Annotated in this window: 11 protein-coding genes and 1 tRNA gene; 9 read left to right on the top strand and 3 right to left on the bottom strand. The window is 65.6% G+C overall.

All coding sequences use genetic code 11. The features are described from left to right. The 3 genes from EOW65_RS17760 to EOW65_RS17770 are packed head-to-tail and all read left to right on the top strand — an operon-like array spanning nt 1 to nt 3,223. On the top strand, nt 1-2,370 hold the full coding sequence (locus tag EOW65_RS17760) for a phage tail tape measure protein (protein WP_128151702.1): 2,370 nt from the start codon (nt 1-3) through the stop codon (nt 2,368-2,370). Then, entirely contained in the window at nt 2,367-2,720 is a 354-nt protein-coding gene (locus tag EOW65_RS17765; protein WP_128151704.1) for a phage tail assembly chaperone, read from the top strand. Before EOW65_RS17760 ends, EOW65_RS17765 begins: the two co-directional genes overlap by 4 nt. Before the next feature lie 2 nt (nt 2,721-2,722). Next, nucleotides 2,723-3,223: a hypothetical protein gene (locus EOW65_RS17770; protein WP_128151706.1), complete on the top strand. Its 501-nt coding sequence runs from the start codon at nt 2,723-2,725 to the stop codon at nt 3,221-3,223. Between the two features lie 489 nt (nt 3,224-3,712). Here the strand turns inward: EOW65_RS17770 and EOW65_RS17775 are convergent. The 3 genes from EOW65_RS17775 to parC form a co-directional block, all read right to left on the bottom strand. Then, nucleotides 3,713-3,788, bottom strand: a tRNA-Trp gene (locus EOW65_RS17775). Between the two features lie 142 nt (nt 3,789-3,930). Then, nucleotides 3,931-5,106 (bottom strand): elongation factor Tu, encoded by a 1,176-nt coding sequence (tuf, locus tag EOW65_RS17780; protein ID WP_128151644.1) that lies wholly within the window; start codon nt 5,104-5,106, stop codon nt 3,931-3,933. A gap of 326 nt (nt 5,107-5,432) precedes the next feature. Further along, complete coding sequence (gene parC, locus EOW65_RS17785) at nt 5,433-7,691, bottom strand: DNA topoisomerase IV subunit A (protein ID WP_128151708.1); 2,259 nt, start codon at nt 7,689-7,691, stop codon at nt 5,433-5,435. Nucleotides 7,692-7,880: 189 nt separating this feature from the next. Here parC and EOW65_RS17790 point away from each other — a divergent pair, with 189 nt between their 5' ends. The 6 genes from EOW65_RS17790 to EOW65_RS17815 all read left to right on the top strand — a co-directional run. After that, the gene (locus tag EOW65_RS17790; RefSeq protein WP_164880150.1) at nt 7,881-8,342 is read left to right on the top strand and encodes an SH3 domain-containing protein; all 462 of its coding nucleotides are present in this window, start codon (nt 7,881-7,883) and stop codon (nt 8,340-8,342) included. Between the two features lie 75 nt (nt 8,343-8,417). Beyond that, on the top strand, nt 8,418-9,248 hold the full coding sequence (locus EOW65_RS17795) for an SDR family NAD(P)-dependent oxidoreductase (protein ID WP_128151712.1): 831 nt from the start codon (nt 8,418-8,420) through the stop codon (nt 9,246-9,248). Nucleotides 9,249-9,320: 72 nt separating this feature from the next. After that, entirely contained in the window at nt 9,321-9,521 is a 201-nt protein-coding gene (locus EOW65_RS17800) for a twin transmembrane helix small protein (protein WP_113901712.1), read from the top strand. 15 nt (nt 9,522-9,536) lie between these two features. Then, the gene (locus tag EOW65_RS17805; RefSeq protein WP_128151714.1) at nt 9,537-10,109 is read left to right on the top strand and encodes a cob(I)yrinic acid a,c-diamide adenosyltransferase; all 573 of its coding nucleotides are present in this window, start codon (nt 9,537-9,539) and stop codon (nt 10,107-10,109) included. A gap of 67 nt (nt 10,110-10,176) precedes the next feature. Further along, nucleotides 10,177-10,449, top strand: coding sequence for a YMGG-like glycine zipper-containing protein (locus EOW65_RS17810; RefSeq protein WP_164880151.1), 273 nt, complete (start codon nt 10,177-10,179; stop codon nt 10,447-10,449). A gap of 225 nt (nt 10,450-10,674) precedes the next feature. After that, nucleotides 10,675-11,044, top strand: a 370-nt coding sequence (locus EOW65_RS17815; RefSeq protein ID WP_164880152.1) for an electron transfer flavoprotein subunit beta/FixA family protein, incomplete at its 3' end; no start/stop codon positions are given.

Consider the following 11,044-nt stretch of genomic DNA (forward strand, 5'->3'; position numbering starts at 1 on the left):
ATGGCGACGGAAGAGGATATCGCGCGGCTTGTGGTCGCTCTGGAAGCCAAGGTCTCGGACTTTCAGAAGAAGATGGACGCCGCCGAAAAACGCGGCTCGAAGACGTATCAGACCCTGCAACGCGGCTCGAAGCGGGCCACGGATCAGATGGCGTCTGACATGTCGAAAGGTGCGGGCCGGATCAATCAGGTGCTGGCGGCGGTCTCGGGGAATATCGGGTCGTTCGGCAAGGCCTTTGCGGGCGGCCTGATCGGCGGGGCGGTGACAGGGGCCTTTGCTGCCATCACTGACAATCTGCGCGAGACGGTCAAGGGCGTGGCCGAGGTGGGCGACGAGGCGAAGAAGTCGGGCCTCGGTGTGCAGGCGTTTCAGGAATGGTCCTATGTCGCGGAACAGAACCGCGTCAGCATCGACGCGCTGACGGACGGCTTCAAGGAACTGTCGCTGCGGGCCGATGAATGGATCAAGACCGGCTCGGGATCGGGCGCGGAGAGTTTCCAACGTCTGGGATTCACGGCGGACGATCTGGCGAAGCGGCTCAAGAACCCTTCGGACCTCATGCTTGAGATCGTGAGGCGGTTGCAGCGGTTCGATCAGGCGGCACGTATCCGCATCATGGATGAACTTTTCGGCGGCACGGGCGGGGAGCAGTTCGTTCAGTTGATCGACCAAGGGGCCGATGGATTGCAAAAGACGATCCGGAGGGCGCATGATGTCGGCGCGGTTCTCGACAGCGAGATGATCGACAAGGCGCAGGAGATCGATCGGCAATGGTCGGACCTGACGGCGCGGGTGTCGAACTTCGCGAAGACTGTGGCCGTGGAGCTCGCGAACATCCCCTGGAACGTGGTGAATACAAAGCTCTCCGAGCTGTTCTCGAACGAGCAGGTCGGCCGTTCGATCCTCGGGGATAAGGTCTATGAAGCCCTCAAGGAGATGGGGGCACTGACTGACGAACAGGTGACAAAGGTCGAGACCCTGCGCGACCGATATTCGGGCCTTTCGGATGCGGCGCAGGACGTGGGCTTGCAGCTTGCGAGTGCGGCCTCGACGGCTGACATGCTCGGCAACGATGCGCTTTGGCAGGTGCTGGCGACGGCTTCGGCCGACATGCGCGCGCTGTCCGATCAGTTTGCCCAGGGGAAAATTACCGGCGAGCAATTTGCCGAGGGGATGGACGGTATCCGCAAGAAGGCGGCGGATGCGCTCGAACAGCTGGACAGCATCGACAAGGCACAGTTCTCGGGGGTGATCTCGGCGCTCGGTGGGCTTGGCCGGAAGCTTCTCGACCTGATCGACAATGCCAAGACGCTCAAGGCGGCGCTGCCGGGCGGGTCCGCAGCAATCGAGGACACGCGGGGAGAGGCGATCTCTGAGGCTCGCTCTGGCAGCTACGATCAATCTTCGCCCTACGCGCCCACAACAAGCCCAACGCCGAAGGCCGCGCCACCGATGATCAGCGAGGGAACCGGATCGACGGGCGGCAGTTCGAAGAAGTCCGGCTCCTCGAAAAAAACGGTGCAGGATCAGATCGACGAGATCGCACAGGACACGGCGGCATTGCAGGCGCAGACGGCAGCCTTCAACGAAGCCATCGGCAAGGGCACCGAATACGGCGACATGGCAACCTATGCCGCGACGAAGGCGAAGTTGCTGACGGCAGCACAGCAAGAGGGCAAGACCGTCACCCCGGAACTTGCGGCAGAGATCGAGAAGGTGGCGCAGGCTTACGGCAAGGCGGCGCAGGGTTCGGACGAGGCGCGGGACAATCTGGCGCGGATGAAGGCTGAGGCAACCGCCGGGGCCAATGCCCTGAGCAACGTGTTCCTGTCCGTCACGGATGGAGTGGACGGTCTCAAGTCGGCGCTGGCAAGCCTGTTGCAGCAGATCGCCTCGGCGCAGATGAACAAGGCCTTTGCCTCGCTCGCGACCTCGGGCGGCACGACTGGCAGCATCTTTTCTGCGATTGGATCTCTGATCGGTGGCTATGCCTCGGGCGGTTATACGGGCGACGGCGGACGTAACGAACCTGCGGGCGTGGTTCACCGGGGCGAATATGTGTTCTCGAAAGCTGCGACGGCGCGGATTGGTGCGGGCAACCTCGAAGCCATGCACCGGGGAGCGATCAAGGGCTATGCCTCGGGCGGATATGTCGGCGGTTCGACCGGATCGGCCTCGGGCGGGGCGTCGAACGTCAAGGTCGATGTGGGCGTGAGCGTCGATCAGAACGGCAACCTTCAGGCCTATGTGAAGAACGTCTCGCAGCAGACGGTTTCCAGTGCTGCCCCGTCGATTGTCTCACAGTCGGTTAAGGCCACGCAGAACCACCTCGTTAAATCCCGCATGATCAATTCGAGGAAGACCCTATGACCCCGGCACAGGACCGACTCAAGGATCAACTCTGCGCGGCGCTGGCGGGCATCCTGCGGCGCAAGAAGGTGCATATCCCAGAGGCAGGCTTGCCCGTCTGGGAATCCTTCCTGACGCTGACCCAGACCCGGCGGCACCACGCCAATGGGCCGGAACCGATCAGCCTGTTGGAGATCGAGGCTTACAACCGGATGTTCGGGCCGATCTCTCGCCAGCATGTCGAGATGCTTCTGGCGATGGATCTGGTCTGGCTCGAATGGGCTGTGAAGCCGAGTGGCAAATCAGCGAAGAAGAAAGAGCCGGTCATTCCCCTCACGGCGGAGATGTTCGATTTCGCGTTCGGGAGATAGGCATGGCCTTTCAGCCGAAATCCATATCCGCGAAGCGCAACCGAAAGGAACGGGATGCGCGGCGCGGGCGCTTGGGCGAAGGCCGATACAATGGTCTGGTGAAGGAGCTGGCGCGGGTGATCCGGTTGGCGTTCGAAGCGGGTGCGACCGGCTCCCTGTGGGGGTTGGAAGGGCCTTTGCGGGCGGGCATCCGCTCGGACCTCTGCCTTCAAGGCTGGACGTGGGAAACGGCGGATCTGGTGACGCGTGACGTGCTGGCCGATGCCTTCCGTTTGGCCGGGGCAAGGATGCGACCAACTTGGAATGAAGGACAACCGGAATGGGTGATTCACGAAGGACTTCTGATCGAACGGACCCGATGCGCGCGCTGTCACAAGCCATTGCCCGAGGGCAGGCCGAAGTTTTGCAGCGATCTGTGCAGCAACAACTACCACAGCCGGATCGCGGACTTCAAGGAAGCGGACGAGGACCGAGCAATCAAGATGGCGACACGCTTGATCTGACCCCTACTTGTGAATGGTGCGGCAAGCCTATGCCGGGAGTTCATGAGAAGCAGAAGTTTTGCAGCACCAAATGCCGAAACGATGAAGGGCACGCGCTTTTATCTCAAGCGAGGCGTGAGGCCCGTTCGGGGCGCTGGTGTGCGTGGTGTGGTGGCGCGATCTCGGATGATAAACGCAAAGACGCGCAATACTGTTGCCGATCCTGCGTGTCTGCGGCGCAAGAAGATCGGCGAAAAGTAACTCTGAGATGCGAGTGCTGCGGCGAAAGGTTTCGAGGGCAACCGTGGCAGCGGTTCTGCGGCCATTCTTGCGCGACGCAATCCAGATGGAACGATGGGGCGATGATCGTCGTGCCGCTGTTCTATCCGCGCCTCACCACCGCCCGCTTCGATGCCACTTGGCGGTGATTCCGTTACCCTGAGCGTTACCCCAGACGCGAAACCCCGCCTTTGGGGCGGGGTCTCTTTTCGCGTAACGTATTGATTTATATGGCAGGGGTTGGGGGACTCGAACCCACGACCCTCGGTTTTGGAGACCGATGCTCTACCAACTGAGCTAAACCCCTAGGCCGTGTGCGGGTGCTAAAGGAGGCGCCGCGGGAAATCAAGGGGCTTTTTGCACGCCCCGCATTTCCCCGCGCAACACGCTCGTCCGAAACGAAAAAGGGCCGCCCGAAGGCGGCCCTTTCCCGAACGGTCAGTCCGAGATCACTTGAGGATCTTGGAGACGACGCCGGCGCCGACGGTGCGGCCGCCTTCACGGATGGCGAAGCGGAGCTTCTCTTCCATCGCGATCGGGGCGATCAGCTCGACGGTGAACTTCAGGTTGTCGCCCGGCATCACCATCTCGGTGCCTTCCGGCAGCTTCACGGTGCCGGTGACGTCCGTGGTGCGGAAGTAGAACTGCGGACGGTAGTTCGCGAAGAACGGCGTGTGACGGCCGCCTTCTTCCTTCGTCAGGATGTAGGCCTCGGCCTCGAACTCCGTGTGCGGCTTCACCGAACCCGGCTTGCACAGAACCTGACCACGCTCCACGCCGTCACGGTCGATGCCGCGCAGCAGCGCGCCGATGTTGTCGCCAGCCTCGCCGCGATCCAGCAGCTTGCGGAACATCTCGACGCCCGTGCAGGTCGTCTTCTTGGTGTCGCGGATGCCGACGATCTCGAGTTCGTCGCCCACGTTCACGGCGCCACGCTCGACACGGCCGGTCACAACCGTGCCGCGGCCCGAGATCGAGAACACGTCTTCGATCGGCATCAGGAACGGCTGGTCGACAGCGCGCACCGGGGTCGGGATGTACTCGTCGACCGCCGCCAGCAGCGAGCGGATCGAGTTCTCGCCGATTTCCGGATCACGGCCTTCGAGCGCGGCCAGAGCCGAACCCTTGACGATCGGGGTCTCGTCGCCCGGGTAGCCGTAGGCCGACAGAAGTTCGCGGATTTCCATTTCCACGAGCTCCAGCAGCTCTTCGTCGTCCACCTGGTCGACCTTGTTCATGTACACCACGATGTACGGGATGCCGACCTGACGGCCGAGCAGGATGTGCTCGCGCGTCTGCGGCATCGGGCCGTCGGCCGCCGAAACCACCAGGATCGCGCCGTCCATCTGCGCAGCACCCGTGATCATGTTCTTCACGTAGTCCGCGTGGCCGGGGCAGTCGACGTGCGCATAGTGACGCGCGGCCGTCTCGTATTCCACGTGCGCCGTCGAGATCGTGATCCCGCGGGCTTTCTCTTCCGGCGCGCCGTCGATCTGGTCGTAGGCCTTGAATTCACCGAAGTACTTGGTGATCGCAGCCGTCAGCGTCGTCTTGCCGTGGTCAACGTGGCCGATCGTGCCGATGTTGACGTGCGGTTTCGTCCGTTCAAACTTTGCCTTTGCCATTCGCGGGCGCCTCTGGGTTCGGGGGCCGGCACCGGCCCGTGTCAATATCGCGCGCTTCGTATTGCTCCGAGGCGGAAAAATCAAGACCGCTTCGTGCGCAGCCGTGCCGCGCAAAGGCTTACGCGACAAGAAGTGCCGCGATGCCACACCCCGCTCCGGCGCCGGGCGGCGCAGGGGGCGCTGCCCCTCACCCGTTCCGGGCTCACCCCCCGGGGGATTTGAAGCAAGTGGAAGCCCGCGCCCCGGGTTTTCTCCTTGCCCGAAATACCTCGGGGGTGAATTTTCCGAAGGAAAAGAGGGGGCCGCGCCCCCCTCTTTGTTGCGCCTCAGAGGAAGCGGTTGTCGCGCGGGAAACCGCGCGGCGCCATCCGGCCCGCCGAGGCGCGCTTGCCCAGCCATTCGGTCAGATCGCCTTCGGTGCGGGTGCGGCCGGCCGGATCCTTCCAGCTCAGCCCGTCGGCCAGCGTGAAGGTGATCGCGTCGCTCAGCCCGCCGTCCTTGAACTTCTGCAGACGCACGCCCTTGCCGCGCGCCATCTCCGGCAGCTCGTCGAGCGCGAAGACCAGCATCTTGCGATTCTCGCCGACGCAGGCCACTGCATCGCCCGAAACCGGACGACAGACTGCGGTCTTCGCCCCCTCGCGCATGTTCAGCACCTGCTTGCCCGAGCGGGTCTGCGCGATCAGCTCTTCCGAGGGCGCGATGAAGCCGTCGCCGTCCGAAGAGACGAGCAGATATTTCTCGCCCGGCTTCGGCAAGATCACATGACCGATCTCGACCTCGTTCGGCAGGTCGACCATCAGCCGCACCGGCTCGCCCATGCCGCGTCCGCCGGGCAGGTTGGCGCCAAGCAGCGTCCAGGCACGGCCGTTCGTGCCGATCAGCACGATCCGGTCGGTGGTTTCGGCATGCAGCGCGAAGGCCGGGCCGTCGCCGTCCTTGAACTTGACCTCGGCGTCGAGCGGCTGATGCCCCTTCATCGCCCGGATCCAGCCCATCTTCGACAGGATCACGGTGATCGGCTCGCGCTCGATCATCGCCTCGATCGGCACCTCGACGACCTCGCCGGCCTCGTCGAAATCGGTGCGGCGACGGCCGACCGCCGTGCCCTTGCCGAAAGCCTTGCGGACCTCGCCCAGCTCGGTACCGATCTGTTTCCACTGCGCCGCCTCGGAGGCGAGCAGCGCCTCGAGCCCGGCGCGTTCGGCCAGCAGCCCGTCGCGCTCGGCGCGCAGCTCCATCTCCTCGAGCCGGCGCAAGCTGCGCAGGCGCATGTTCAGGATCGCCTCGGCCTGGGCCTCGGTCAGATGCGCGATCGCGCCGCCCTCGGCCTTCCAGGGCTCGGCCATCAGCGCCGGCTTCGGCTCGTCCTCGAAGCGGATGATCTCGATCACCCGGTCGAGGTTGAGATAGGCGATGATGTAGCCCTCGAGGATCTCGAGCCGGCTTGCGATCTTTTCCAGCCGGTGCTGCGAGCGGCGGCACAGCACGTCACGGCGGTGATCGAGGAAGGCGCGCAGCACCTCCTTGAGCGAACAGACCTTGGGCACGCGGCCGTCGATCAGCACGTTCATGTTCAGCGAGAAGCGCACCTCGAGTTCCGAGTTGCGGAACAGCATGCCCATCAGCTGCGCCGGATCGACGGTGCGGGCGCGCGGTTCGAGCACGATGCGGATGTCATCGGCGCTCTCGTCGCGCACATCGGCCAGCGCCGGCACCTTCTTCGTCTCGATCAGCTCGGCGAGGCGCTCGATCAGCTTCGCCTTCTGCACCTGATACGGGATCTCGGTGACGACGATCTGCCACGCACCGCGGCCGAGATCCTCGGTCGACCAGCGCGCACGCAGCCGGAAGGCGCCGCGGCCGGTGCGATAGGCCTCGCGGATGCTGTCCTTCGGTTCGACGATCACGCCGCCGGTCGGGAAGTCGGGACCGGGGATCAGATCGACCAGTGCATCGTCGGCAATCTCGGGGTCGCGGATCATCGCGAGGCAGCCGTCGACCAGCTCTTCCATGTTGTGCGGCGGAATGTTCGTCGCCATGCCGACGGCGATCCCCGAAGCACCGTTCGCGAGCAGGTTCGGGAAGGCCGCGGGCAGCACCACGGGTTCGGTCAGCGTGCCGTCGTAATTCGGGCGGAAATCGACCGCATCCTCGGCCAGCCCCTCGAGCAGCGCCTCGGCCGGCGCCGCCATCCGCGCTTCGGTGTAGCGCGAGGCCGCCGGGTTGTCGCCGTCGATATTGCCGAAGTTGCCCTGCCCGTTGACGAGCGGATAGCGCATGGCGAAATCCTGCGCGAGACGCGCCATCGCGTCATAGATCGCGGCGTCGCCATGCGGGTGATAGTTGCCCATCACGTCGCCCGAGATCTTCGCCGATTTGCGGAAGCCGCCGGTCGAGCTGAGCTTGAGCTCGCGCATCGCGTAGAGGATGCGGCGGTGCACCGGCTTCAGCCCGTCGCGGGCGTCGGGCAGCGCGCGGTGCATGATCGTCGACAGCGCATAGGTCAGATAGCGCTCGCCGATCGCGCGGCTCAGCGGTTCCGAAGAGGTGGACGGGTGCGGGGTATCGTCATGCTCGCTCATGGCACCGGGTGTAAAGCGGCGTCGCGGCCGGGTCCAGACGGAAAGCTCGGGCGGAAAGCTCGGGCGGAAATCGACGGAGAATTTCCCCCTGCACGGAACCGGCAGCGAGCGGGCACATTGGGGTCAGGAAAGCCCGGCACAAGACCGCGCACAGCCCGGGGAACCGGGCACCGTTTTGGGGAGGGTCCGATGTTCCGACTGACAGCCATCACGCTGGCCGCATTCTATGTGGTCCTTGCGGTCTTCGGCCACGATCCGGAGGAAACAGGCGAAGCCGTCGCGGCGCCCCCCGAAGCCCCCGCCCCCGCCCCCACAACCGAGGCAAACGCTCCGGACGCCCTGACCACGCCGGGCCTCCCGGCCGCCACCGTTACCCCCGCGCGCTTCCCGCCGATGCCGGGCCCGGCGCTGAAACCCGGTCCCGAATACCGCCCCGCCCCTGCGCCCCTCTCCGGCCGTCTCTTCCGGGTCGCGACGAACCGGCTCAACGTCCGCGCCGCCCCCTCCGCCTCGGCCCCGGTGACGGGTCAGCTCGGGCGCGGCGCCGAGATCCGCGTCGTGACCGAGCGCGATGGCTGGGCGCAGATCCGGATCGAGGGCGACAGCATCGAGGGCTGGGTCTCGCGCCGGTTGCTGCGGCCCGCGGACTGAGCCACGGCTCGGCGCTTGCCACGACGCGTCCCCGCCCCTATCCCGGGTGCCGGCACCCACGGGCGGAGAGACACCATGGCGAAGACGATCCTGATCACCGGCTGCTCCTCGGGCATCGGCTATGACGCCGCGCATGGGCTGAAAGCCGCGGGCTGGATGGTGCTGGCCACCTGCCGGCGCGAGGAAGACTGCGCCCGGCTGCGCGCCGAGGGGCTGATCTCCTTCCCGCTCGACGTGGCCGACCCCGCCTCGATCGAGGCCGGCTTCAACGAGGCGCTCGCCCGCGCGGATGGCCAGCTCGACGCGCTCTACAACAACGCGGCCTTCGCCACCCCGGGCGCGGTCGAGGACCTGCCGGTCGGTGCGCTGCGCGAGAATTTCGAGACGAACCTCTTCGGTCTCCATGACCTGACGCTACGCGCGATCAAGGTGATGCGGGCGCAGGGCGATGGCCGGATCGTGCAATGCTCCTCGGTGCTCGGCATCGTCGGCATCCGCTGGCGCGGCGCCTATGTGGCGACGAAATTCGCGCTCGAGGGGCTGACCGACGTGCTGCGCCTCGAGATGCGCGACACGCCGGTCAAGATCATCACCCTCAACCCCGGCCCGATCCCGACCCGCTTCCGGCTGAACGCGATCCCGCATTTCGAGAAATGGGTGGACTGGAAGAATTCGGCCCGCCGCGCACAATACGAAACCTCGCTGCTGAAGCGGCTTTACGAACCCTCGGGCAAGCCCGATGCCTTCGAACTGCCGCCCTCGGCGGTGACCAGGGCGTTGCGCGCGGCCCTCGAATCGGCGAACCCGAAGCCCGCCTATTACATCACCGGGGCCACCCATATCGCCGCCGCCCTGCGCCGGCTGCTGCCACTGCGGCTGCGCGACTGGCTGCTCGCCCGCGCCTGAGTTTTCCCTCGCCTTTCGGCGCGGCGCGGTTACTCTGGGCGCGCGCCGGGGAGGGCGCGAGGGGGAAAGACGATGCGCAGCGATCCGGTCTTTTATGCCGTGGTGGGGGCCTGCCTGGCGGTTCTGGTGATCCTGCTCATCGGCATCGGCGGCTTTGCCCGCGGCGGCGAGTTCAACCGGCGCCACGCCAATCGCCTGATGCGGCTGCGCATCGCGGCGCAGGCGGTTGCGATCGGCCTCGTTCTGCTGTTTGTCTGGCTCAGGCGCGGCTGACAGCAGGAGACGACGATGGTTGTTCTGAACAGGATCTACACGAAGACCGGCGACACGGGCGAAACCGCGCTCGGCGACGGCACGCGGGTGCCCAAGCACGCGCTGCGGGTCACCGCCTATGGCACGGTCGACGAGCTGAACGCGACGCTCGGCCTGGCGCGGCTCCATGCCGAGGGCGAGACCGACGCCGCCCTTGCCCGGATCCAGAATGACCTTTTCGACCTCGGCGCCGATCTCGCCCGCCCGGCGATGGAGAAGGACTCCGAGGCGCCCTATCCGGTGCTGCGCACCACCGAATCGCAGGTCGCGCGGCTCGAGACCGAGATCGACGCGATGATCGCCCGGCTCGAACCGCTGCGCAGCTTCATCCTGCCCGGCGGCTCGGCGCTTTCCGCCTATCTGCACCTCGCCCGCACCGTCGCGCGCCGCGCCGAACGCGAGGCGACCGCACTCGCCGCCGTCGAATCGACGAATGCGCAGGCGGTGAAATACCTCAACCGGCTTTCCGACTGGTTCTTCTGCGCAGCCCGTATCGCCAATGACGACGGCCGCACCGACGTGCTCTGGCTTCCGGGCGCGAACCGTTGACACCGGGGAACCGGAAGACATGACGATGTGTTATGATGTCAGAACAATTCATCTCGGAGACTCAGCCATGAAAACCAAAGTCGCCTTCCTTCTGCTGCCGGCGATGCTCGCGCTCGGCGCCTGCATGGACACCACCGAGGACCGCACGCTCCTCGGCACCACCGCCGCCGGCGCCACCGCCGGCGCGCTTCTGAACAAGAAGAACCCCGGTACCGGCGCCATCGTCGGCGGTGCCGTCGGCGCCGTAGCCGGCTCTGTGATCAACGAAAATCGCCGCGGCAACAACGGCCAGTGCCTGTACCGCGACCGCTACGGCCGCGAGTATTACGCACCCTGCTGACAGGCCCCTGCAAAGCGGCCCGGAAAGGCCCGCCCTCCCGGCGGGCCTTTTCCGTTGCGCCCCGGTCCGGGTCATGACCGCGGATACCGACACGACGTGACGTAGCGACAGCGGAAGGGGTCGATTTTGCACTGTCCCTTCGAGGCCGGCTCTTGTAACAAAATTGCCGAAAGCCGGAGTCCGCCCCTGCCGGGGGCGGCGAATGCAACCAAGGAGACACCGCCGATGAAGGTCCTGGTACCTGTGAAGCGCGTGATCGACTACAACGTGAAGGTTCGCGTCAAGGCGGACGGCACGGGGGTCGATCTTGCGAACGTGAAGATGTCGATGAACCCCTTCGACGAGATCGCGGTCGAAGAAGCGATCCGCCTGAAGGAAAAGGGCGTCGCCTCGGAAATCGTGGTGGTCTCGGTGGGCGTGAAGCAGGCTCAGGAAACCCTGCGCACGGCGCTCGCCATGGGCGCCGATCGCGCGATCCTGGTGGTGGCCGCCGAGGACGTGCACAGCGACATCGAGCCGCTGGCGGTGGCGAAGATCCTCGCCAAGATCGCGGCGGACGAACAGCCCGGCCTGATCATCGCCGGCAAGCAGGCGA

Source organism: Paenirhodobacter ferrireducens (assembly GCF_004022265.1).
Lineage (GTDB): Bacteria > Pseudomonadota > Alphaproteobacteria > Rhodobacterales > Rhodobacteraceae > Rhodobacter > Rhodobacter ferrireducens.

Excerpts from the sequence above, each read along its gene's own strand:
- EOW65_RS17795 (WP_128151712.1), top strand. The coding sequence starts at position 8,418 with ATGGCGAAGACGATCCTGATCACCGGCTGCTCCTCGGGCATCGGCTAT.
- EOW65_RS17770 (WP_128151706.1), top strand. The coding sequence starts at position 2,723 with ATGGCCTTTCAGCCGAAATCCATATCCGCGAAGCGCAACCGAAAGGAA.
- parC (WP_128151708.1), bottom strand. The coding sequence starts at position 7,691 with ATGAGCGAGCATGACGATACCCCGCACCCGTCCACCTCTTCGGAACCG.
- EOW65_RS17800 (WP_113901712.1), top strand. The coding sequence starts at position 9,321 with ATGCGCAGCGATCCGGTCTTTTATGCCGTGGTGGGGGCCTGCCTGGCG.
- EOW65_RS17805 (WP_128151714.1), top strand. The coding sequence starts at position 9,537 with ATGGTTGTTCTGAACAGGATCTACACGAAGACCGGCGACACGGGCGAA.
- tuf (WP_128151644.1), bottom strand. The coding sequence starts at position 5,106 with ATGGCAAAGGCAAAGTTTGAACGGACGAAACCGCACGTCAACATCGGC.
- EOW65_RS17765 (WP_128151704.1), top strand. The coding sequence starts at position 2,367 with ATGACCCCGGCACAGGACCGACTCAAGGATCAACTCTGCGCGGCGCTG.
- EOW65_RS17790 (WP_164880150.1), top strand. The coding sequence starts at position 7,881 with ATGTTCCGACTGACAGCCATCACGCTGGCCGCATTCTATGTGGTCCTT.
- EOW65_RS17810 (WP_164880151.1), top strand. The coding sequence starts at position 10,177 with ATGAAAACCAAAGTCGCCTTCCTTCTGCTGCCGGCGATGCTCGCGCTC.
- EOW65_RS17760 (WP_128151702.1), top strand. The coding sequence starts at position 1 with ATGGCGACGGAAGAGGATATCGCGCGGCTTGTGGTCGCTCTGGAAGCC.